The 24,108-nt window shown below is 46.1% G+C and carries 15 protein-coding genes and 1 pseudogene; 8 read left to right on the top strand and 8 right to left on the bottom strand.

Features of this window, described 5'->3' with window-relative positions:
• Positions 1-14: 14 nt before the first annotated feature.
• Positions 15-692, top strand: coding sequence for a TerD family protein (locus tag DX073_RS01560; protein WP_115004901.1), 678 nt, complete (start codon positions 15-17; stop codon positions 690-692).
• A 484-nt stretch (positions 693-1,176) separates the two neighbouring features.
• Here the strand turns inward: DX073_RS01560 and DX073_RS01555 are convergent, their stop codons facing one another.
• From DX073_RS01555 to DX073_RS14195, 7 genes are all read right to left on the bottom strand, one after another.
• Positions 1,177-1,824: an ATP-binding cassette domain-containing protein gene (locus DX073_RS01555; protein WP_115004899.1), complete on the bottom strand. Its 648-nt coding sequence runs from the start codon at positions 1,822-1,824 to the stop codon at positions 1,177-1,179.
• A gap of 2 nt (positions 1,825-1,826) precedes the next feature.
• The gene (modB, locus tag DX073_RS01550; protein ID WP_115006309.1) at positions 1,827-2,513 is read right to left on the bottom strand and encodes a molybdate ABC transporter permease subunit; all 687 of its coding nucleotides are present in this window, start codon (positions 2,511-2,513) and stop codon (positions 1,827-1,829) included.
• A gap of 89 nt (positions 2,514-2,602) precedes the next feature.
• The gene (gene modA / locus DX073_RS01545; RefSeq protein ID WP_258556848.1) at positions 2,603-3,352 is read right to left on the bottom strand and encodes a molybdate ABC transporter substrate-binding protein; all 750 of its coding nucleotides are present in this window, start codon (positions 3,350-3,352) and stop codon (positions 2,603-2,605) included.
• A 118-nt stretch (positions 3,353-3,470) separates the two neighbouring features.
• Positions 3,471-3,950: a TrmH family RNA methyltransferase gene (locus DX073_RS14645; protein WP_258556847.1), complete on the bottom strand. Its 480-nt coding sequence runs from the start codon at positions 3,948-3,950 to the stop codon at positions 3,471-3,473.
• Positions 3,890-4,270, bottom strand: coding sequence for an RNA methyltransferase (locus DX073_RS14640; protein ID WP_258556846.1), 381 nt, complete (start codon positions 4,268-4,270; stop codon positions 3,890-3,892). The genes DX073_RS14645 and DX073_RS14640 overlap by 61 nt, the downstream gene beginning before the upstream one ends.
• Positions 4,271-4,292: 22 nt before the next feature.
• Complete coding sequence (gene dnaE / locus DX073_RS01535) at positions 4,293-8,087, bottom strand: DNA polymerase III subunit alpha (RefSeq protein ID WP_115004897.1); 3,795 nt, start codon at positions 8,085-8,087, stop codon at positions 4,293-4,295.
• Between the two features lie 295 nt (positions 8,088-8,382).
• A complete protein-coding gene (locus DX073_RS14195) occupies positions 8,383-8,547 on the bottom strand; it encodes a hypothetical protein (protein ID WP_181814345.1) in 165 nt (54 codons plus the stop codon).
• A 261-nt stretch (positions 8,548-8,808) separates the two neighbouring features.
• Between DX073_RS14195 and DX073_RS01530 the strand changes: the two genes are divergently transcribed.
• From DX073_RS01530 to recD, 3 genes are all read left to right on the top strand, one after another.
• Complete coding sequence (locus DX073_RS01530; protein WP_181814344.1) at positions 8,809-13,077, top strand: exodeoxyribonuclease V subunit gamma; 4,269 nt, start codon at positions 8,809-8,811, stop codon at positions 13,075-13,077.
• 12 nt (positions 13,078-13,089) lie between these two features.
• Complete coding sequence (locus tag DX073_RS01525) at positions 13,090-16,971, top strand: UvrD-helicase domain-containing protein (protein ID WP_115004893.1); 3,882 nt, start codon at positions 13,090-13,092, stop codon at positions 16,969-16,971.
• 117 nt (positions 16,972-17,088) lie between these two features.
• Positions 17,089-19,203, top strand: a complete 2,115-nt coding sequence (gene recD / locus DX073_RS01520) for an exodeoxyribonuclease V subunit alpha (RefSeq protein WP_115004891.1) — start codon at positions 17,089-17,091, stop codon at positions 19,201-19,203.
• A 133-nt stretch (positions 19,204-19,336) separates the two neighbouring features.
• Here the strand turns inward: recD and DX073_RS01515 are convergent, their stop codons facing one another.
• Entirely contained in the window at positions 19,337-19,702 is a 366-nt protein-coding gene (locus DX073_RS01515; protein WP_115004889.1) for a hypothetical protein, read from the bottom strand.
• Between the two features lie 450 nt (positions 19,703-20,152).
• On the opposite strand from DX073_RS01515, the gene argJ reads away from it, so the two are divergent.
• The 4 genes and pseudogenes from argJ (at position 20,153) to DX073_RS01495 (ending at position 24,057) form a co-directional block, all read left to right on the top strand.
• The gene (argJ, locus tag DX073_RS01510; RefSeq protein WP_115004887.1) at positions 20,153-21,367 is read left to right on the top strand and encodes a bifunctional glutamate N-acetyltransferase/amino-acid acetyltransferase ArgJ; all 1,215 of its coding nucleotides are present in this window, start codon (positions 20,153-20,155) and stop codon (positions 21,365-21,367) included.
• Positions 21,368-21,392: 25 nt separating this feature from the next.
• Positions 21,393-21,584 carry an NF038104 family lipoprotein gene (locus DX073_RS01505; protein ID WP_115004885.1) on the top strand — a complete coding sequence of 64 codons (192 nt, stop codon included), beginning with the start codon at positions 21,393-21,395 and terminating at the stop codon, positions 21,582-21,584.
• A gap of 311 nt (positions 21,585-21,895) precedes the next feature.
• Positions 21,896-23,500, top strand: a pseudogene (mqo, locus tag DX073_RS01500) (malate dehydrogenase (quinone)); the annotation flags it as partial.
• Positions 23,501-23,769: 269 nt separating this feature from the next.
• On the top strand, positions 23,770-24,057 hold the full coding sequence (locus DX073_RS01495; protein WP_115004883.1) for a hypothetical protein: 288 nt from the start codon (positions 23,770-23,772) through the stop codon (positions 24,055-24,057).
• Positions 24,058-24,108 lie beyond the last annotated feature (51 nt).

The raw sequence follows: 24,108 nt of genomic DNA, 5'->3' as shown, positions 1-24,108 counted from the left end.
CATTGACCAAATTTATGACTGATTTTAACCAACACAAAGATATGGGCAATTTGTCCTTAAAAACCTTTTTTGAATCCAAGACTCTGACTGAGCTTGGTGTGTATGGACAGGCTTTGACGGTGTCCGTCAATTATGAAGCCTGCCGATTTGAAAAAACAGGGCTGCTTGCCTTTGTCAGAAAATTGCCTGTATTAAAGGGGCTAACTCCATTTCGCTCGCCCACGCTTGACATGGACATAGACCTATCCTGTGTGGTGCTAGATGGCTCACATCAAGTGCTAGATAAGATTTGGTATGCCAAGGTGCGGGGACTTGATGAGAGTGTGCGTCACGTTGGGTCACTGGCGGGAGCAAATAATTTTGAAGAAACGCTCATGCCCCAAGAGTTGATTCACGTCAAACTAAGCGACTTGCCCAAGATGGCACAAAAGCTCGTGTTTGTCATGTCAAGTTATCATAAACATCCGCTTTGTCATGCCAAAAAAGGCATTACAAAAATCAGCGATGACGACAGCATCATTCATACCTATGAGTTGGCAACAATCACCGCAGGCGAGCATGGCGTAGTGGCGTGGGTGATGGAGCGTGATGGTGATGATTTTAGGATATCTGCCCCACAAAAGGGTCTTGGTAGCTCATTTGACCCTGCTAAGCTAAATGATGAGCTGGATAAGCTGGCAGGTGGCTTTTAACGGAGTTTTGCAAAAACCCAATCACAATCAAAAGATGCTACAATAAACCAAACCGCCACCAACCAAATCATTCAACAGGACAAAAGCCTATCCAAGTGACATCATACGAGAACAATTTAAATACATACGTCCATTACTAGGGTGTGCCTACCATTGATACACCCAACCAACTTGATATTTGCCACGCCCCTACATCCAAACATCATCATGTTTGTGGTAATTGTAAAGTTTTTCGATGTAACATTTTTATAAAATACGATAAAATTTAAAGCTTTTATCAATTTTTGCATGAAAAATAGCTATCTGACCACTTAAGTTTAATAAAGTTGAGTTAAAATCTTAAAATTTATCCAGTTAAGTGGTCGGATTGTCTTTCATAATAAAACTTGTCTGATAGAAAACTCACAACCTTAAGTTTTTTCCTTGAAAAACGTGCGATTCCCCTGCTTTTTAAACAGGTGTTTTTCATGGCAAATACCAAAGTTTAACACGCCCTACTCACCCGATACACACTCGATGTCAAAAATTCAATCTCTTGTATGTCATGACTGACGTACAGCATGGGAATGTTCATCGCTTTGATGTCTTGAAAAAACGGCAGAATTTCTTGTTTGTGTTCGCTATCTAGAGCGGACAGCGGTTCATCCATGAGTAGTAGATTGGGAGAGTATAGCAACGCTCGCCCGAGTGCCACTCGCTGTTTTTCCCCGCCTGAGAGTTTGGCAGGCAGACGCTTGGTTAGATGTCCCAGTTTTAATAGACTGATGATGTCATCAGGATGGAAACGACGGGCGGACTTATCACGGTGCCGATAGCCGAACAGTAGGTTATCCATCACGCTCTTGTGGGGGAGTAGTTGCCCATCTTGGAATACCAATCCGACCAGTCGGTCTTGTATGGGTAAATTGATGTTGGCTTGTTTGTCGAACCATGTCACGCCATTGACTCTGATGTGTCCTGATGTGGGCGTGATAATCCCTGCAAAGGCATGTAGGATGCTGGTCTTGCCCGTACCGCTCGCCCCAAACAGACCGACGATGTTATCATCAAAACAAAACTTTGGCGATAGGGTGATTTTACCCAGTTTTAGAGTGACATCACAATCAAAGGTGGATTTGTCATGCGTATTCATTGCTACACCTTTTGTTTTTGCTGACGATGATACCACTGCGAGAAAAACAACGCCACAAATGCCACGCCGACCGAGAACGCCATCAGTCGCATGATGGCAATATCGCTGTCAGCCTGTTGTAGTAAGCTGTACATGGCAAGGGGCAGGGTGCGTGTCTCGCCTGCGACGTTGCCCACGAACGTGATGGTCGCCCCAAACTCGCCCAAACTGCGACAAAATCCCAAAATCGCCCCAACGACGATGCCGCTTACCGACAAAGGCAGGGTCACTTTAAAAAACGTACCAATCCTGCCAGCCCCCAGACTTTTGGCGACCCATTCTAGGCGTGTATCAACCATCTCAAAGGCAAGGCGTGACGACTGCACCATCAAAGGAAAACCCATCACCGCACTGGCAAGCACCGCCCCTTTCCAATTAAAGGCAAATTCTAGTCCCAAACTGCTCAAATGCTTGCCAATCACGCCTTGATTACCAAATAGAACAAGCAGTACATAACCTGGGACGACAGGTGGTAGGACAAGGGGGAGATACACCAAGGTCTCAACAAGTGATTTGCCCCAAAACTGTGAGCGTGCCAAAAAATAACCCATCATGATGGCAGGGATGAGATTGATGAGTAGGCAGGATAGGGCGATTTTAACCGATAAGCTGATGACTTCAAGCTCGTCGGGGCTGAGTGAAAATAGCATGGCAAAGGATGATGGCAATGATGGCGACATTATAAAGCAAAATGGGCAATTTGGCCAATGTCCATTTGTAAGTGGTGTTCAATTATGATTTATTTTAACGGGGTAAATCCATGCTTTTTAAAAACTGCTTTGGCATCGTCAGATTGTAAAAACTGATAAAATCGCTTGGCATTGCTGTTATTAGGGCGGACAAGTCCCGCAGGATAAATGATGGGCGTGTGACTGTTAGTGGGAAAAGTCGCCACGGTCTTTACCGCTTGGGTGCTGATGGCGTCAGTGGCATACACGATACCAAGTGGACACTCGCCACGGGCGACGAAATTTAAGGCGACACGTACGTCTTCGGTTTCGACCAGTCTTGGTTTGATACTCTGCCACCACGTCATGTGCGTGAGTGCTTCTTTGGCGTATTTGCCAACGGGGACACTGGCGGTATTGCCTGTGCAGAGCTTGCCTGTAAAACTGCCAGCGATATTAAAATTTTGGCTCATTGTGACTTTGATGGGGTTTTTGGCAGGGCTAATTATTACCAAGCGATTGCCCAGCAAATGCGTGGTGTTGGTAGGGCTGATGAGATTTTTTCTATTAAGATAAGTCATCCATGCTACGTCTGCTGAGATAAATACGTCCGCCTTGCCACCTTGTTCTATCTGCTTGGCGAGCGTGCCTGATGATGCATAAGAAGCCTTTACTTTGGTGCGGTATTTTGTCTCGTACATCGCATTAAGCTCGCCCATGACATCGGTCAGGCTGGCTGCTGCATAGACGGTTACGTCAGCATGGGCGACAGGCAGGTTTAGCATGAGTGTGGACAATAGGGGCAGAGTCAAAGATTTCATAAAGGACACCAAAACAACCATTAAAAATTGACATAAGTTAAGAAAAAGCAAGATGACATGATTGTATAACAAAATCACACCCTAGCCCATTGCCCAAAAGTGGTAAGTTAGCCAATATTTAGCCAATCTTTTTATCAATCTTTGCCAATAATGCTCGCAGTAGGGCGTATTCTTTTTGGTCAAGTTGCAGGCGAGAAGATAGGCGTGATAAGCGTTTGGGCAGGTCTTTTAGTTCATCATCTCGGGCGAGATTGAGCTTGATGAGTAGGCTTGTGATGGCGTCATCAAGCCCCATCTTTTGGGCGTGGGTGATGGCAGGCTCATCCCATTCGGTGCGATGATGGATGTTAAGATGGTGTTTGAGATTGTGCTGATTATAATGGGTGTCATCTTTGGTTTTGTCGCTGTTTTGCTCATCAAAATAAGCATAAAGAGTGCTTATGATGACTTGCACGGCACTTGCCACATTAAGCACAGGATAGGCAGGGTTGGCAGGGATTTGTACGTGATAATCCGCCAGTGCCAGCTCGTCATTGGTCAGTCCTCTGTCTTCACGCCCAAAGACCAAGGCGATGGTTGCTTTGGGGTTTTTAGCCAAAAAATCATGACACAGCACCGCACACTTGTTTGGTGTGATGACAGGCTTGGGTAGATGGCGAGTGCGTCCGATGCCATGACAGTCAAGGCATGTGGCGATAGGGCGGTTTCGATGGTGTCAGCGATGATGGCGTTGTCTAGGACGGACGTGCCACCGGCGGCATTGGCGTGACTGGTCTCATCAATGGGTAGGCGGGGGGCGACCACGGTCAAATGGGACAGTCCCATGGTGTGCATGGCACGAGCTGCCGAGCCGATATTGGCAGGCAGGGTTGTATTAACCATGATGGTGTGAATGCGGTTTAGGGGGGTGTTTGGCATGTCAATTCAACTAAATCAGGGCTTATTTCACCACCAAATCCGACCCAAAGGTATGTCTTAGGCGATTTAGGTTGTTATCAGATGGATACAGGCGAAAACGGTCATTCGTCAACACTTTACAAATACTGCATTCATCGTACAGATATAGCGACACAGGCAGACAGCCGTCGGGGGTGTCGCCATTTGCGTCAATGATGGCTCCCCCGTCTTCGGTCGTTGTCTGGGACTTGATGAATCCGGCAATCTCATCGGGGTTGGGCGGAACATTCTCTTTTAGCAGACTGGTCAGTACTGACAGTCGCTCGGTATCGTGGCTGTGCAGTTTGACGTGCAGACTGTCCAACGATTTTAGGCGAGACTCAATGATGTTCTTACCCCCTTGTAGGCGAGCGAACACCCGTCCGTCATTTTCGCTGACACTAATGCGAGCGATGAGAATCACGCCGTTTAGGTTGTTTAGCTGCTCCCAGTCTTTTTTGTCAATCTTTGCCAATGTCTGCATGTTTAGGCGTTTGGGGTTGAAGTTTTTGTCTTCTTTGGCAAGATGGGCGTATTTTTGGCTTAGGACGGCATTTAGGCTGATGTTGCTTTCAAGCAGGGGTGAGATACGTTGGTATTTGTCCATATAACAGCTAAGCTCCAAGCGACAACTGCCGTCATCTAAGGTGATGGCGACACGGTTGCCAAAGTTTGCCACGTCTATCACCAGTCCTGCGACCAAGGCAAATTTGCCATAGCCCGTCTCAGATACTTCGCTTAGGTTTTTGACGTTGGTATAACGGGGCAACTCATCACGATAAGCGTCCATGGGATGACCTGTCAGATACAGTCCCAACGTGTCTTTCTCGCCACGCAGGCGAGTTTGGTCGCCCCAGATGATGTCAGGCAAGGGCGGAGCAACAGACAGCCCTTCATCCACTTCGGCAAATAAGTCAAATGTACCTGCTTCGCTGTTTAGTCGGTTTTGGTGAGCCACTTCCATGGCTTGAGGGAGTTGCTCCCAAAGTCCGCCACGGATTTGGTAGGATAAGTTTTTGCCATGAATGTCAAGCAGTTCGGGACGTAGCACGCCTGCTAGGTCATCAAAACAGCCGGCATTGATGAGAGCTTCTAAGGCACGTTTGCCGACTTTTTTGGTGTCCACACGGTTACAAAAATCGTATAAATCCTTAAAAGCCCCTTCGCTTCTTGCCTTGACGATGCTGGCGACCGCGTCTTCGCCCACGCCTTTGACCGCTCCTAGTCCATAGATGATGGTTTTGGGGTCACGAGCAACGAAGTGAAATTGGCTTTGATTGACCGATGGCGGCAGCACTTCTAGGTCAAAGTTATCCTTGCAGTCGCTGATTAAAAAGACTACGGTATCGGTGTCATCCATCTCCGATGTCAGTACCGCCGCCATGAACTCAGCAGGGTAGTAATGTTTTAGATAAGCGGTTTGGTAGGCAAGCACGCCATAGGCTGCCGAGTGCGATTTGTTAAAGCCATAGCCTGCAAATTTCTCCACAAGCTCAAAAATCTTAATGGCAAGCTCACCATCCACGCCAAGCCCGATAGCCCCTTCTTCAAATACCGACCGCTGAGCTGCCATCTCTTCGGGCTTTTTCTTGCCCATGGCACGCCTTAGCATGTCCGCTCCGCCTAGGGTGTAGCCTGCTAGGGTCTGGGCGATTTGCATGACCTGCTCTTGATAGACGATGACCCCATAGGTCGACTCTAAGGCAGGTTTTAGCCAGTCGTGCTGATATTGGGGGTCAGGGTAGGCGACTTCTTGTATGCCGTGCTTGCGGTCGATAAAGTCCGACACCATCCCCGTCTCCAAAGGACCGGGGCGGTACAAGGCACACATGGCGATGACGTCTTCGATGTTGGATGGCTTTAACTGTTTTAGGTATTTTTTCATGCCCGAGCTTTCAAGTTGGAACACCGCCGTGGTGTTGCCATTTTGTAGGACGTGCTCATACACCGCTGTGTCATCTAAGGGCAGCTCATCGAGGTCAATGGGGTCTTTGCCTTCTCTGGCAAGGCGTTCATCGATGTTGTTAATGGCGGATTTGATGACGGTCAAGTTTCTAAGTCCCAAAAAGTCAAACTTCACCAGTCCGACTGCTTCTACGTCGTCTTTGTCGTACTGACTGACAAAATGCCCTTCATCATCGGCATAAATGGCACTAAAATCACTGATACGATTCGGGGCGATGAGTACACCCCCTGCGTGCTTACCGACATTACGGGTTATCCCTTCAAGTTTCTGTGCCATCTCCCAAATCTCAACCGCCTGTTCGTGGTCTTGGGTATCGGCATTGGTGAGCAAATCTTTTAATAAAGGCTCTTCTTTAACCGCGTCTTCAAGCGAGATACCGGGGGTTTTGGGGATGAGTTTGGATATTTTGTCGGCAAGACCGTATGATTTGCCCTGTACCCGTGCCACGTCTCGCACCACCGCACGGGCGGCCATCGTACCAAAGGTGATAATTTGTGAGACCGCCATTCGCCCATAAGTATCGGCAACATAAGCGATGACACGGTCTCGCCCTTCGATACAAAAGTCTACATCAAAGTCAGGCATGCTGACACGCTCAGGGTTTAAGAATCTCTCAAAGAGCAAATCATACCGCAAGGGGTCTAAGTCGGTGATGTTTAGGCTATACGCCACCAGCGAGCCTGCCCCCGAACCACGTCCTGGCCCGACAGGCACGCCATTTTCTTTTGCCCAGCGGATAAAGTCCATCACGATGAGAAAGTAGCCCGGGAAACCCATTTTTAAGATGATGTCCACTTCAAATGCAAGGCGTTCATCATAAGGCTTTCGCACATCCGCCCAGCTTTCATCTCGGCTCTCGGGTGGATAGAGCTTGTCTAATCGTCTGTTTAGCCCATCTTCGGATGTTTTGCGGAAAAACTCTTCTTCGGTCATGCCTTCGGGTATGGGAAAGGCGGGCAAAAAGTTTTTGCCAAGGGTGAGCGTGACGTTACAGCGAGAGGCGAGCAGGGCGGTGTTTTCGATGACTTGGGGGATGTCAGCAAACAAAGCACTCATTTCGCTTTGGGTTTTAAAATACTGCAACTCACTATAAATGCGGGGGCGTGTGGTGTCCGCCAGCACGTAGCCACTGGCGATACACACACGAGCTTCGTGAGCGTCAAAGTCAGTACTGGCGGTGTCTTCTTTGCCTTGACTGCGAACGCTGGCATTCATAAAACGCACGTCATTGTGAGCGATGATAGGCACGCCAAATCTCGCTCCTGCCATGATGATGTCACGGTTTAGGTCGTCATCATGGACGTGGGTGCGTTTGACCGCCAGATACAGACGGTCGCCAAAGGCTTGTTGCCATGTGCTTATCGCATTCATTCCCCCACGCAAGGCGGACGTTATCTCTGAGCGGTGCGTGAGTATGGCGATAATCCCTGCGTTTTTGGCAGGGTCGAACAAATCTTGCTTTAACACAATGGGCGTGCTGACTGTTACTTTGCCGTTCTCACCCATGGGTCGGTTAGTGTAGCTGTCTGAGACTAGACGTAGGATGTTTTGGTAGCCGTCGTTGTTCATGGCATAGAGTATGACGCTAAAACTCTCATGCTCGGCGGTCGCACTAAAATCATCGCCTGTGATGACTTCCGTGCCAAGCAAGGGCTTGATACCAGCACCAAGGCAGGCTTTATAAAACTTGACTAGGGCAAAGGTGTTTTTAAAATCGGCAATGCCCAAGGCGGTCTGCCCGTCATCCACGGCACGTTTGACCAGCTCTTTGATTTTGACGATAGAATCAACAATGGCGTATTCGGTACGCACACCCAAATGCACAAATGACATAAATTCGCTCTGTTTTAATTTTTAAATGGGTTTGGGAAAATAATTGGCAAAATAAAAGGTTATTGACTATATAGATGATTTTTAAAATTTAAATGATTTTAAAATTTCATATTTAAAAAAGGGTTGTTTTCATTCATGGTATTTTGGTAAATTTGCTAGGAAAGATATATTTACAAAGATGACTGATTGATTTTAAAAATCAATTTTTAAAAAACTGTCATAAAGCAAACCGCCATTTTTCTGACAAATTTATTTAATTTAATTTAACACACCATCAATTTAAAACACCAACACATCACAACGCCACGGGCATGGGGTTAATCTCTTGGCTGTTTTGATAAAAACCTATGCCCATTGACGCCACAAACAGCAATACAAACACCGCCAAGACACCCAATACGGCTTTTTTAAGATAAGGATGGTATTTGGAGTAGGTGTGTTTGATTTTGGATTTTTTCATTATATAAATCAATGGGTTGGGGGTTTGTTTTGATAAATTTGTCAATGATTGCTAAATGGGCCAGGGCGTGCCTGCTCTTGGTATTTGCCATGAAACATGCAGAGATTATCAAATTTTCATCGCACTTTCAATCAGAATGTTGCCAATGTTCAATACGCTCTATTATACCATGGAAAATTTACCAAAATCACGGTAAAATTAAGGAAATTTTCGGGGTCATCCCAGTCATCATCTTATCATCAATACCGAGCCGATTTGTCCATGTTTCATATCATCCAGTCCAATAACACCGACCGTCTTGTGGGTCATCTGATTGATTTTTATCAAAAAAATAACGCAGAAGATGACCTTGCCCATCTGATTTTTACCCCGTTTACCGTCATCGTGCCGTCCATGGTGTTGGGCGACTGGCTGACCAAGACCGTGGCGAGCCGTGTGGGCATCAGCACGCTGTTTACCGCTCAGTTTTGGGGTAAATACCAGTGGGACATGATGAAAACGGTGTTGGAGCTAGATGCACAGGCACATCCCCATGATGCTCTGTCTGTGCCAGAAGTGGCGGTTTTGTCGGCGTCCATCATGCGTTGGCGAATTTTTGGCTTTGTGATGAGTGAGTTTGAAAAAAATAACCGACTGCTTGATGATACGGCTCATCCACTGTATTTTTTGATAAAACCTTTGTACGATGACGATACAGACACTCTGCCCGAGACTCGGCTGTGGCAGGCGTGCGATGAGTTATCACGCCTATATGTGCGGTATCTGACCCATCGCCCCGAGTGGCTTCATGATTGGGCAAATGGCGTGTCGCTCACCGATACCGTCAAGCAGATGATGAGCGAGAAAGAACGACTGGACAAAGTCTTTGGGGCGATACAGCCGAGCGATGACAATAATAATGATAAATCTGATGACAAATCTGATAAAGCCAATGCCAGCGACATGGCTGAGTGGCTCGTAGAACATTATCTGGATTTGGAGCGACTGCTTGGCTATCTGTGGCAACAGCTTTTTGGCGAGACGTATCGTTATCGCTTGGCATTAGAAGAGCGTTTTTGGCAGGTGCTGTCAGGCAAGCGAGACGGCACGGCTAACAATACCAATCATGCCGACCATACCAGTGGCGAATCATTGTCCATGCGTGCCACACAGGCTTTGCCCAAAGCCCTGTATCTGTTCACCGTGCAACAAATCCCCAAAGTGGAGCTTGATTTTTTAAAACAGCTGTCTTTGTCTTTGGATGTGGTGCTACTGCACTTTAACCCATCGATGATGTTTTGGGCGGACATTGTGGACAGACAATGGCTAAAAACCCAGCAAATCATCCGTCCGCACATGGTCTATCTTAAAGACTACGGGCATGGGCTGCTGTCACGACTGGGCAAAGAGTCCCGAGACACCTTTGCCATGCTTGCCGACTTATCGGGGGGCGACAGCCACGCCACATGGCAGGTGCGTTGGCAGGATGATTTTGATGAGTCTGTGCCCGAGGGTGGCACACTGCCGAACCTACTACAAGGCTTAAAGGCGGACATTCTCATGCTAAACCATGACAAGGACGTCCATGAGCAGGCAGGCGGACAAATCGTGGCAACCTTGCTTGATGATGAGCTATTTGCCCATGATGATATGGCAGATGATAGGCTCATGCAAAAAGTCCGCCCCAAGACACCGCTTGGGCTAGACATCGGGGCGGACATGGGCAGTCTGTCCATACACGCCTGCCACAGCCTAAAACGCCAATTGGAGCTGTCTCGGCTCATGATAGCCAAATACCTCAATGACAACCCCGAGCGACGCCTTGCCGATGTGGTCGTGCTACTGCCTGACATTGTCAGTAGCGAAGACATCATTCGCTCGGTGTTTCCTGACGGATGGGGGGCGGACGGGCTGACTTTGCCCATCAAAATCACAGGCACGCCCGATAAGAGCATTGATGAACTGATAGGGGCTATCATGGGCTTTTATACCCTGCTTGGTGAACCGACCAGTCGGTTTTACGCCGATGAAGTCTATGAATGGCTACTGACCCCTGCGTTATATGAGAGCTTTGGGCTGTCGTTTGATGAGATGAGACGGGGCGTGGAGCTACTAAGGCAGGCAGGGTTTAGACGGGGTTTTGATGAAAGACACTTATCGGCGACGTTGCACGCTGATGACAGCGATTATCGTTATACGTTTAGCCATGCCTTAGATCGTTTGGTGTTGGGGCTATTGACCCCAACCAAAATCCCAAGCCGTGCCTTACATCCCTTTGTGTGGCGTGCAGGGGCGTTTGGTGAAGCAAGCCTACCGCTCATGGGCGTAAGTCTGGGCGACGAGCCTGTGATTCATGCCTTGACCGCCATCCATGCGGGGCTATCTGCCAACCGCCAACAGCTCACCGCCGTGGACAGCGTGGAGCGACTTTTGAACCACATCGAGCATGACGTCATCAACCGCTACTTTGGGCATTGGCATGACAGCGTTGCCATGCGAGCGATTTTTAACACCAAAAACGCCATGATGAGTAGCCTGCGAGCGAACCGCTACTATCATCGCCATCTGACCGTGGGACAGGAGCAGGTCGGCAGTGTAGCAAGTACTGATGAAATTCGCTTGTCGATGAAGTTCGTGTTGGAGAGCTTATCCGAGACGGTCAAGGCACAGGCGATTAGTGCGGAGCCGTCAGAAGTCATTACCTTTGCCCGCTTTGGGGCGGTGCGGAGCATTCCTTTTGGTTTGACGGTCATGCTGGACATGAATTTGGCGTCCTTTCCACGCCAAGACAGGGCGGTGCGACTCGATTTGATGCGTGCTGGGGTGCGACGACTGGGCGACCGCTATAACGAAGATGATGATAATGGGGCGTTTTTGGATGCCTTGCTATGCACCAAAGATGCGTGTGTGATTTTTTATCAAGGGCTAAGCAGTGATGGCAAAACCAAGCTGTTACCTGCGTCTGTCGTGGGAGAGCTGATAGAGTTTTTAAAAACCGAAGCTCAGTGGCGAGCTGACGGCATGGATGATTGGCAAAAAGGTGCAGGGATAGAGACAGGCGGCATGGATGATGACATTACCACGCTCATCAATCAGCTCATGCCTGCCATAGTCGAAGATTATCTCATCACTTACCATAGCCCGACATTCTTTGACAAGGCGGTGTATTATCATGATGACCATCAGATGACCCCTACTGATGACGTGGCAGGACAGCTCAAAGCACACCTAATGGCGAGACTGACCGCCCTAAAACACCGCCAAAAACAAGCCCTGCCCCCGCCACAGCTGTGGCAGGACATCCGCCACACCCTAGACAGCCCAGTTGCCACACCACAGCCATCATCGCTCATCATGGATGATACGGCAGTACAAAAGCTAGCAGACTGGCTTGGGCAGTCCTTGGCTTGCCCAGATGATAAGACACTTGCCTGTCATATCAAGGCGATGTGCGAGCATTATGAGCTGACTTTGCCGACACACATGCAGGCAGGCGAGCTTATCGGTCGCTTTAAAAACCTAAGCAAAACCTACTTACATGACAAAGTCAAGATTGACAAAGAACGCACCCCTGATGAGCAAAACGAGCCGTTGAGCCTAGATTCATTGGCCAATTATCACATGAATGAGCTGTTCATCCGTGGGGCACAGTTTGGGCTGTTTGGCACGCAGACGGGCGATGAGTCATTTCGGCAGGTGCTAGACACCATGAGTAGGGCAAGCGACCATTGCCATAATGACGCCATCTTTGCCATGCAGTCGCTGTATTATGGTGACCGACTGCCAGCAGGGCAGTTACGCTTATCCACGCCTGATGAGTACTTTACCGAGCTCAAAGACGATCTTGTCGAGTTTGGTAATACGCTAGATACGCTCAGACAGGATGAGCGTTATGCCATGACATTAGGTGCGATGGGCGGTCTGCTAAGCACCACTTCTGAGCAAAGTGTCCCGCTCATCTGTGATGACATCCACATTGACATCACCGTCAGTCTGCCGACCGATGACCCATCTGGCACACCTGACCTATCGTGGCGAACCATCCTGCCAAACTCCGCCCGAGCTGAGCATTTATTCCGTTTTTTTGTTCATCATCTGTTATGGCAAATGACGGGCGATGATGATAAATTTAGCCTGTGGCAATACCGCAAGGCAGGTGGGGACACTCATCTGGCAGGGCGGACATTTGCCATCGGGGGCATTGACACACGCACCGCCAAAGCCCATATCCTAAACCTAATCGTATTGGCACAGCTTGCCAAACGTGAGCTGATTGTCATGACGCACCGAGACGCTTTGGCATACATCGCCCACAGTCAGACAGATGATGCAAAAATCACGCCTAAGCTGTTTGAAAAATGGATAGGAAAACCCAGCAATAATGATGATAAGATTTATGAAACCGACAGGCGCCATGAGACATGGCAGTTGGCATTACAAGGGGCTGACCCCTACAAAGCCCTGACGACGTATTTGCCCTTAGCGTTACCACTGTATCAGCTGATGTTTGGCTCGCTGATTGCCATTGACAAATTAAATGAAAAAAAGTGATAAGGATGATAAATGACAAATCTGACCGACATCCCTGCCATTGCCTGCACGCTCAGTAATGGCTATTTGATAGAAGCGTCCGCAGGCACGGGCAAGACATGGACATTGACCGGCATTATTTTACGGTTATTGATAGAGAAAAAATACGCTCCCGAGCGTATTATTGCCACGACCTTCACACGAGCATCCGCCAGCGAAATGCAAGAGCGGATACAGGCTCGTATCAGTAGTTTTTATTGCTATGTCTCTTGGCTAAACGGGCAAAAGGCAACTCATGCCCACTGGTTTTATCACGCCCAAGACACGGACAGCGATACCGTCAGAGACATCAATGAGGCATGGGGGCAGATAGTAGAGCAGGCAGGTGTGGCAGGCATTACCGACCATGATGACCCGATTAATGAGCATTTGATAAAACAGCTCATCACAGACAGCGACCCCAATGCCTTGACACTGGCGATTCGGCGGTGTTCACTCCTGCTTGCGACCTTGGACAAGCTGTTTGTGGGGACACTAGACAGTCTTGCCCAAAAGTGGCTCAAAGAATTTGCCGACCAAATCGGCTATCAGATGAACACCGAGCTTAGCACGAGCAGCAATGAGCTAACCTGTGCTCTCATTCATGACGCCCTACGCCGTGAGCATGTGCGAGTGGCTCAGTTGCCACTGTATGCACTCATTGATAAGGCGGTGTTTAGCGATGTCGGTTCGGCACATCAAGCGGTTACCGTGGCACTTAATTTCTATGACGCTCCCATCGATACCATGGCAAGTGTGGATGACTATTTGGCGATGTTGGATAAACGGTTGATGTCTGTCTTTGAGATTATATCGGTCTTTGAGCCGTTTTATGAGCTTGATTATATGTTGGCATTCGGGTTTATAAATCGTGGAAAAGCTGTCAAAGAATTTGGACGTTTAAAAAATATCATGGAAATGATAAAAGTCCATCATTTAGATTTTGTGAATCATATTAGTGATGAAGATAAAAGTTTTTTGGATAAGTTGGAAGATATTAAAAAAGAAACAAATTTTAAAAAAGGTTTTGAAAATAACAAGCAAGCCTTTCTTGCTTTGCCGTTGGATAAATTATTAATCATCCGTGAAACAGTAACTGCCATCAAGGAAATTGCTGATTATTATAAATCCCATCTATATCAAACCATCGCCAAGGACGTGCGGGTATTATTAAAAAGCATCTTAGAACGTCAGCACAAAAGCACCTTTACTTTTCAAATGGTGCGACTCATCGAAGCCTTAGAGCATAGCCCTGAGCTGGCAAGACACATTCGCCATCATTATCCTGTGGCACTCATTGATGAATCCCAAGACATTAATGGACTGCAAAAACGCTTAATAGAGCTTGTTTATTTGGATTATTTTAAAGAAAGGCGAGACAAAGGCAAATCTAGCACGGGATTTTTATTATTGGTTGGCGACCCCAAGCAGGCGATTTATCGTTTTCGGGGCGGGGACGTTGCCAATTATAACAGCATTAAACATTATGGGCAGACGGATATATTACCGCCTTTATTAAACAGCGAGCTGACACTCACGACCAACCGCCGCTCTAATAGCGAGTTAATCGACAGTTTAAATCACTGGTTTGCCCATCAAGATAACGCCCATAATCCTGCTTATCTGGGCGACGGCATTTATTATCAGTCCATCACCGCCCACAAAGAGCAGAGTTTATTATCATGGCAATATTTAAATAAGCCAGCATTGCCTGATTATTTGGGGCATAAGCCATTAACATTATTGCATTTGCCTTATAAAAAAGATGATGACAATAAAAAGCTGGATAAATACCAATACATCGCTCATCATATTAATAGCTTATTGCAAGGCGGACATACCCTTGATGATAAAAAAATCAAACCCGATGACATTGCGGTATTGGCACGCACCAAAAAAGATTTGGCACAACTAAAAAAACAGTTGGATAAATTGGGTATTCCATCGATTTCGCCCAGTGACATCAATGTTTTTACCACAGAGTCGGCAAAAGATTTATATGCCCTACTCACTGCCATGATAAGCCAAGAGCGAGAGATTTTAGGGCGACTTTTTATTACCCAATTATTTGGTTATGAGTTAAGAGAAGTTACTGATTTATTAAATGATGAACAAATCATCCAGTCCGTTGTTTTTTATTTAAAAGAATGCCATCAGCGATTTTTAAAATATGGCATTGCCAGTGCTTTGACTTATGCTTTATTACACCATCCGTTATCCGATGATAATCTGTGGCAAACATCTGCTAAGGCAGGCGAGCGATATTTGGCGGATTTGTGGCAACTGACCGAACTGATAGGGCGAGAATATACCCATCAGGATAATAATGAGATAAAACTCATGAATTGGCTCGCCGATAAAATGACAGGGCAAGATGATAATGAAGACTATCAGCAGATGATATTGCCAAGCGAGTCGGGCGTGAATCTCATGACCATTCACAAGTCAAAGGGTTTGGAATTTCCCATTGTCTATGTCATGAATTTGGATGACCCTGCTACAAGTAAGAACCACAAAAACATATTTTATGCTTATAGTGATGAGCGATACAATCGCCGTATCTCCCCAATCAAAGATAAAGTGGCTGATAATGAGATAATAAGCGATTATTATAAAATCAAACAAAACCAAGAATTGCTTGATGAGCGTTTGCGAGTGGGTTATGTGGCATTGACCCGAGCGTCAGAGCAGACTTTTGTGGTCGGGCAGGATTTATATAATGCTGGTCAAATAGATGAGCGACCATTGTTTTTATGGTTCGATTGCAAACAGAAAGATATCATATTGCCCGAGCGACTGACAGATAAAGTAGATGTCATTGATTTGGCAAAATCAGAACAGCTGATAACCGATAACTATCAAGGCGATGATGTGGTATTGACCCCGATACATTATCAGCCATGGCAGGTGGTATTTGCCAAGGCGTATTTTTATGGGGCGTCCAAGACCAGTGCCACGGCATTGATGAGTGTGTTTAATAAACCGTCAGTGATGGATGATGATAATGCCATCGATGATGAGATAGCCATCATCCCACAAATGGCGACACTCATGGATGATATTATCCCTTATCCTGAGAATGACATTCGCCCATTGTTTGAAAAAGGCGTGAATGCAGGAACGTTTTTACATCATTTATTGCAATTTATCGACCCCAATGATAAAAATAACATCAGCAGTCGCATTGATGATGAGATTCGTCAATTAAACTTTGCTCATGCTTATCACAGCACTCATGGCGACATATCGCATGAATCAAATGATGAATTAGCTAATGAATTGGTTAATCAGGCTGTATTAAACCATCATCAAGCATTGGTAGAATGGCTGTATGACATTAGCCACACACCATTTTTATCATCAAAGATAAGTTTGAGTGCATTAGCTCCCAATCACCTTGCTAAAGAAATGTCTTTTACCCTAAGATTGACCGAGTCATTTAATATTAATGAGCTAAATGAGATATTTAAAGCACACAGCGACAAAGAGATAATACTCACCGAGCAAAACCCATCTGTTTATTATAAATATCTCAATGGCGAGATGGATTTGGTTTATGAACATCAAGGCAAGTTTTATGTTGTGGATTATAAATCCAACTTTATCGGCGAGAGCTTGTCGCATTATCGCCATGACTCATTAGAATCCGCCATGAACAAAGCAGGCTATTGGCTCCAAGCATGCGTGTATCAAGTGGCATTGCACCGTTTATTAAAATTACGCATAAAAGATTATGTCGGGCGTGAAGAGCAGTATTTGGGAGCGGTGGAATTTGTCTTCTTGCGGGGCGTGGATAAGCATGACCCAACTTTGGGGCATATTGCTTGGCAAGTGCCATTACCACTTATTTATGCGTTGGATAAATTGTTTGGATGAATTGTTTGACTAAATGATTTGATTAAGTTTTTAAATGATTTAATTGCATAATTCGAATAAAACCGATTAACAAACGTTATTTATTTTAAAATAAACCGCTAAGATAAAAGGAAATCCATGAATACCCCTTATCAAAACAACATCGCCCAATATCTCACCAGACGCATGAAGGATAATGCTAACTGGTATCATGAGACAGGACGTATTGATGACTTTGTATTTAATACGGCTGATGAGACGATATTTTGTTTGATTCATTTTGTCATCAGTCAGTTATTGCATGACGGGCATACGGTGTTAGTATTAAATAGGCATGATGATATTAATAATACCCAAAATACCGCCCATGACAAATTAAGCCCGTGGCAGTTGTCAGTATTACATCCTATCATGTCGCTCATTAGCGATAAAGTGGGCGATGAGTTGGATTTTAATGCTATTTTTGGGCGTATTGATGAATTGTCAAATGATAAAACGGCTTTGGTTCATTATATTCATCACACCCAACATGACCTAAAAGAGCGATATTATCAGCACAGTATTATCACCAAAAGCCACAGCCATCAGTCAGATGAGCAGGTGGTGGCACAGCTTGGCGAGCTGATGATTTGTGCGTTGCGTTTTTATTATGTGACGAGTATCACGCTGGGTCGGGATTTTGATGAGTTTATCAAGCGATTATACGCCAACCCTTTTTTTGCTCATGGCGATGATGAAAAGCCAGATAGGGCGGTGGTGTTTTATCATGATGATGATACGCTGTATCTGTGGCTCGGTCGCAGTTATCAAGCGGAGCGTGAGCTGTTGTCCGCCATTCATGAGATTCGCCACAGTCCCATCCACGCCCTAGATTTGCCCATTAACCCATCGCTAAACCCCGAGCAACAGCAAGCCATCAGGCAGGTGGCGAGCGAGCCGTTTAGTATCATCACGGGTGGACCGGGAACGGGCAAGACTTTTACGGTTGCACAGATTGTACTGGCGTTGCACCATGCCCTGTCAGATGTGGGCGGGGAGCTAAGTCTGGCACTGGTCGCCCCCACAGGCAAGGCATCACAGCGGATGGCGGAGTCACTTCAAAATGCACTCTCGGGCAGTCAGACTAACATCACTCTGCCTGAGCCGATGACCATTCATCGCCTGCTTGGCATCGGCATGAGTGGCACGCCCCGCTACCATGCGTCAAACCCACTGCCGTATGAACTGATTATCGTGGATGAAGCGTCCATGCTTGGCACGGAGCTGGCACGCCATCTGCTCTGTGCCGTCAAGCGTGGGGCTAGGATTATCCTACTTGGCGACGCTCATCAGCTCTCGGCGGTTGACGCAGGGGCGGTGCTGGCGGATTTGTGTCGCATACCGAGCTTGATGACGACACGCACGCATTTGGTCGTATCCAACCGTTTTTCCAAGGATTCGGGCATTGGACGTTTGGCACAGCTTATTAATCAACCAGAAAACATCGCCTTTGACAAGCTCATCGCACTCATTCATCAAGAAAACCATCTGTCATGGACGGACATCGCCTTTTTAACAGCACAGCGGTCATTGTTGCGACAGCAGTTTTATAAAAACATCGCTGATGAATATATGGCACCTGATGGATTTTTTGCCTTAACCAAAACATTAAAAAAACAGTTTGCCACATACGGTGATGATGAAAAACAAACACAGCTACAAGCATTAAATGAGCGGTTTAATCAATATCGTATTTTGACTGCATCACATATCGGCAGTTGTGGCGATGAGCTGATTAATGGCTTTATTGAATCATTGCACCGTGATTATTTAAAACTGCCGACGGTAAAATCGCCTTGGTATCATGGTCGCCCTGTGATGATATTAAAAAATCGCTATGATTTAGGATTGTTTAATGGCGATATTGGCATTTGTTTGCAAAGTGGCAAACGAAGTCATGAATTATCGGTGTATTTTGGCGATTCGGTTAAAGGCTTGCCGATTAATATGCTAGACGGCGATATTGCCACAACCGCCTATGCGATGACCGTGCATAAATCACAGGGGTCAGAATTTGAAAAAGTCGCTGTGGTCTTTAATGATGATAACGAGCGTTTATTATCCAAAGAACTCATTTATACCGCCATTACCCGTGCCAAAACCAAAGTGGCAATATACAGCACCGAGCAGGCATTATTAAAAGCGGTCAATACCCCAACAATCCGCCAAACAGGACTATTGGTGCATGATGATATAAAAGGTGGGGTGAATTGAAAATGGGTTTTTAAAAATGCTAAATATAAAATTTAAGTTAAAGTCAAATTTGTTAAATTTAAATGATTGATTTAAAAATAAAAACATTGGGATAAATATTTACCCCAATGTTTTTATAAAAAAGATGAATATTTTATTGACATTGAAATTTAATAAAATATTCATAATCATCATCACGGCTTAGCTCAGGCGAGCCTGTGCCGAGTATCGTGCCGACCACTTTTGCCCCTTGTTCCATGACTCGTCCCATGCGTTCGTCCATCACGCCATTGTAGGTGGTGGTGTCATTGATGACGACAGGGGTTTTGTAACCGCATTGGGCTTTCGCGGACGCTAGGGCGTTGTTTTGGGCGGTGGCTTTGGTTTTGCCCAGTCCTGTGGTTTCAAAGGTGTTATTCGCCCGAGCGATGACAGGGCTAGTCGGCGTGCTTTGGCAAGCGGTCAAGCCCATGGCAATTAGGGTGATGGCACCGACAGAGCGTAGGGTGGTGATGTTCATAACGTATTCCTAATAATAAAATAAAAAGTGTATCGTAACAACGTGGCAATATATGACAAGTCATTAACATAACTTAACATAACCATGCTTAGCCATTTTAACAAAACTTATTTTCTCATTATTATCACAATGGTAATGTTTTGTCTTTATATTTATTTAACATAATCTATTTTTTTAAAATGCAGTTATAAACCCCTAAAATCAATACAAGGCTAGTAATATGTAGGTGTGGGGATGTGCTGAGCACGTCCTTTGGCGGTATCAATTTTTATGGGCGTGCAAAAACAGCCCTGCAAAGCCTGTGGAGAACATTTGATTTGTTAGGCGTAATAAAATAAAAACCATACGCATGATTTTATCCCATAAATTTTTACAAAAATACACAAATTTTTGGTACAATGGTTTTATTTTAAATCAAATTGTTATTTTAAACCAAATAAGGAAAAACCCATGCCAGTCGGTGATGTCAGTCTTGTGCCATTATTGCCCATTGATGGTGTAAAAATCGGCATTTGTGAAGCAGGTGTCCGCTATGCAAACCGCCGTGATTTGACGGTGTTCAAGATAGATGACGGGGCGAGTGTGGCTGTTGTTACCACGCAAAACCACTTTGTGGCAGCCCCTGTGCAAATCGTGCGTAAACATATCCAAACGCACACGCCACGCTATCTACTCATCAATACAGGCAACGCCAATGCAGGCACAGGGCAGGACGGCTTGGATAGGGCGTTGGCGACTTGTCAGGCGTTGGCGGACAAAACAGGCGTGAATGCGTGCGAAGTGCTACCGTACTCCACAGGCGTGATAGGCGAGACTTTGCCGAGCGAGCGGATTATTGTAGGACTGGATAAGACATTGGCGGATTTGACTGCCGATAACTGGCTAAACGCTGCCCACAGTATCATGACGACCGACACCATCCCCAAAGGACATAGCGTACAGACCACGATAGACGGCACGACTTACACGGTAACAGGCATCAGCAAGGGGGCGGGGATGATACGCCCAAACATGGCGACCATGCTTGGCTTTGTGGCGACAGATGCTTGTATCGGCCCAAAGCTACTCCAAAAAATCTTGGTGGATTTGACCAACCAATCTTTCAATCGCATTACCATTGACGGCGATACGTCCACCAACGACTGCTGTACGCTCATCGCCACAGGCAAGGTGGGAACTCTGATAGACAGTGAAAACCATGCCCATTATCAAGCCATTTATCAAGCCATTAAAGAAGTTATGCTAAAAATCGCCCAGCTCATCGTGCGAGACGGTGAAGGGGCGACTAAATTCATCACAGTCAGGGTAATAGGTGGTAAGACCACGGACGACTGTGCCAAAGTTGCCTATGCGGTGGCTCATTCGCCCCTTGTCAAGACGGCATTTTTTGCGTCCGACCCGAACTGGGGGCGGATTTTGGCGGCGGTGGGTTATGCTGGCGTGCCATTTGACCAAAGCTGTGTGAGCGTATCGCTCGATGAGATTGCCATTTGTCAGCGTGGCGGACTGGCGGACGGCTATACCGAAGAGCAGGGGCAATCGGTCATGAGTCGCCCTGAGATCACCGTCAGTATTGATTTGGGGCAGGGCGATTGTACCGATACGGTCTATACTTGTGATTTGTCGCATGAATATGTGAGTATCAATGCCGATTATCGTTCATAATAGTTTTTAAATAAAAAGGCAAACCATGAAAAAATTATCCATCATCTTAACTTTAACCTTATCCGCCCTAATCTTGCAAGGCTGTGTGCATAAAGTCGTTACCGTTCCTGTCAAAGTTGCCTATAAGACCACCAAAGGCGTAGTTAAAGGTACGGCAAAAGTGGTCGGAGAGGTCATTCCTGACGGTGACAAAAAAGACAGTAAAAATGACGATTGAATATTAAAAAATAGTTACAATTTAGCAAAATTATAAACACAACATTGGGACAAAAAACCGTTCTAATGTTGTGTTTTTGTAATTATCAGAGCGGATAATATTACAAAACCAACCCTTTTAAGATTTTTTCTTTATAATAGCCCGTTTTGAAACGGACTTAGGTTGAGATTTTTTAATCATATATTGTTTGATAATTTATAAAACTAAATAAAATATTAAACAATTTCAATGATTAAGCAATTTTAAATTAAGTCCGTTTTTGTTTACAAATGCATTGTAAATTTAGGTGTTTTATGACAAAAACAAATAAAATGAAAAAAATCTTGATGATTGTCGGGGTTTTGTTAATTGTGGTTTTGGTGGCGGTGCTACTGTTCTTGTTCCGCCCTGTGGCGACCAAACCGGTCAAATTGGCAGGCGATGAACCTGTGGTGGACATGGTGCTGGTGGGCGGTGGTATCATGTCGGCAACGCTTGGTACGTATCTGTCGGAGCTTGAACCGACATGGAAAATCCAAATGTACGAACGCCTTGACAAGGTTGCCCAAGAAAGCTCAAACGGCTTTCATAACGCAGGCACGGGGCATTCAGGCTTTATGGAGATGAACTATACCGCCGAAGCCGAAGACGGCAGTATCTCGATTGAGCGTGCCGAAAAAATTGCCGTGCAGTTTGAGATTTCCAAGCAGTTTTGGACGCACCAAGTCAAAAACGGAGCGTTGGGCGACCCCAAAACGTTCATCAATCCTGTGCCACACATTGCCTTTGTGTGGGGCGACAACGTGGACTTTTTAAAACGTCGCCACGAAGCCATGATAAAATCCCCTTTGTTTAGCGACATGATTTATAGCGAAGACAAGACAGAGATAGGGCAATGGGCACCGCTCGTTACCAAAGGGCGTGACGACAGCCAACCAATCGCCGCCACTCGCATGGACATCGGTACAGATGTAAACTATGGAGCAATCACCACACAGCTCATCAATCATTTGGGTAAAAATAGCAATTTTAACCTAAAAGTTAGCACCGAAGTGACGGGTATTAGCCGTAACGATGACGGCACGTGGACGGTGAGTGTCAAAAACCTTGCCGATAACAGCGTCTCACACACTAAGACTCGCCGTGTCTTTATCGGGGCAGGTGGTGCGGCGATAAAAATGCTACAAATGACAGGTCTGCCTGAGAGCAAATATTATGCAGGGTTTCCTGTGGGCGGTCTGTTTTTGATGACCGATAACCCTGATGTGGTCAATGCTCACACCGCCAAAGTCTATGGACGTGCCGAACTTGGAGCACCACCCATGAGCGTGCCACACATTGATACTCGCTATATTGACGGCAAAAAATACGTGCTGTTTGGACCTTTTGCCACGTATTCAAATAAATTTTTGAAAAATGGCTCGCAAACTGACTTATTGGCATCAGCAACCAAAGATAACGCCTTGCCTATGGCGGCGGTGGGACTGGATAATTTGGATTTGGTAAAATATCTGGTCAGTCAAGTATCACTCTCGCCTGAACAAAAAATGGCGGAACTGCGTAAATATTATCCAGAAGCCAAGCAAGCCGACTGGATAGAAAATCAAGGCGGTCAGCGTGTGCAAATCATCAAAAAACTGCCAAATGAGCCTGCCAAATTGCAGTTTGGTACAGAGATTTTTGCATCCCAAGACGGCACGCTTAGTGCCTTGCTCGGTGCCTCACCGGGGGCGTCTACATCGCCAAACATGATGCTTGATTTGTTGGCAAAATCTTTCCCTGATGAAGTGCAGGGCAAATGGAATGCCAAACTTTTGGAGATTATCCCGTCTTATGGACAGGATTTGGCAAAAAACCCAGAACTGCTTGATAAAGTGCGTACCGACACCAGTCGCACATTGGGTCTGGTCTATACATCAAAAACCCAAAGCACTCCTGTGCCACAGGATGGTGCAGACGTGCCAGAGCCGACTAAGTTTGTGCCGTCTCCTGACGCCAAAGAGCCAGTGGTAGAAGTGGGCGAAGAGAGCCAGACCGAGCCTAAAAAAGCAGCGTAAGCATGACATAAATACAAAAATAAAGGGTAAGTAGTTGCCCTTTATTTTTTATCAAAATTTATGGATTCAAAAGTAAAACGTGGGGTAAATCATATTTATCCCAATGACTGTAATTTAAAACAAGCCGATAATTTAAACAAGCCAAAAACATGACAAAATTTTTACGTTTTCTGCAAGGCGTTAGTTGGGTAGTACTCATCATGCTTGGGGTATATCTGTGGATATTTGATTGGGGTGTGGGCTATCTGGCACTTACCGCCATCATCGCAGGCGTGCTAACATATCTGCAAAGCAAAAACATCATCAAAGGGCAAGGCATTGCATGGATGGCGATAGCGGTGCTATTTGGTTTGCATATCTGGGCGTGTTACGAGCTACACGCCCACAAAGCATGCCATGACACAGGCGAGCGGTGGTCGCAGTATGGGGCGTTGTGAAAATACCCCAATCAGATTGATTGGGGTATTTTTGGGGTGGAAGCTTATAGG

It is taken from the genome of Moraxella lacunata (assembly GCF_900453205.1).
Lineage (GTDB): Bacteria > Pseudomonadota > Gammaproteobacteria > Pseudomonadales > Moraxellaceae > Moraxella > Moraxella lacunata_B.
This window is presented reverse-complemented; position numbering and strand designations above follow the sequence as displayed.

What these genes read in the sequence shown, in the direction of transcription:
- DX073_RS01560 (WP_115004901.1), top strand. Translation starts at nt 15, where the DNA reads ATGACTGATTTTAACCAACACAAAGATATGGGCAATTTGTCCTTAAAA.
- DX073_RS01555 (WP_115004899.1), bottom strand. Translation starts at nt 1,824, where the DNA reads ATGAATACGCATGACAAATCCACCTTTGATTGTGATGTCACTCTAAAA.
- modB (WP_115006309.1), bottom strand. Translation starts at nt 2,513, where the DNA reads ATGCTATTTTCACTCAGCCCCGACGAGCTTGAAGTCATCAGCTTATCG.
- modA (WP_258556848.1), bottom strand. Translation starts at nt 3,352, where the DNA reads ATGAAATCTTTGACTCTGCCCCTATTGTCCACACTCATGCTAAACCTG.
- DX073_RS14640 (WP_258556846.1), bottom strand. Translation starts at nt 4,270, where the DNA reads ATGCCAAACACCCCCCTAAACCGCATTCACACCATCATGGTTAATACA.
- dnaE (WP_115004897.1), bottom strand. Translation starts at nt 8,087, where the DNA reads ATGTCATTTGTGCATTTGGGTGTGCGTACCGAATACGCCATTGTTGAT.
- DX073_RS14195 (WP_181814345.1), bottom strand. Translation starts at nt 8,547, where the DNA reads ATGAAAAAATCCAAAATCAAACACACCTACTCCAAATACCATCCTTAT.
- DX073_RS01530 (WP_181814344.1), top strand. Translation starts at nt 8,809, where the DNA reads ATGTTTCATATCATCCAGTCCAATAACACCGACCGTCTTGTGGGTCAT.
- DX073_RS01525 (WP_115004893.1), top strand. Translation starts at nt 13,090, where the DNA reads ATGACAAATCTGACCGACATCCCTGCCATTGCCTGCACGCTCAGTAAT.
- recD (WP_115004891.1), top strand. Translation starts at nt 17,089, where the DNA reads ATGAATACCCCTTATCAAAACAACATCGCCCAATATCTCACCAGACGC.
- DX073_RS01515 (WP_115004889.1), bottom strand. Translation starts at nt 19,702, where the DNA reads ATGAACATCACCACCCTACGCTCTGTCGGTGCCATCACCCTAATTGCC.
- argJ (WP_115004887.1), top strand. Translation starts at nt 20,153, where the DNA reads ATGCCAGTCGGTGATGTCAGTCTTGTGCCATTATTGCCCATTGATGGT.
- DX073_RS01505 (WP_115004885.1), top strand. Translation starts at nt 21,393, where the DNA reads ATGAAAAAATTATCCATCATCTTAACTTTAACCTTATCCGCCCTAATC.
- DX073_RS01495 (WP_115004883.1), top strand. Translation starts at nt 23,770, where the DNA reads ATGACAAAATTTTTACGTTTTCTGCAAGGCGTTAGTTGGGTAGTACTC.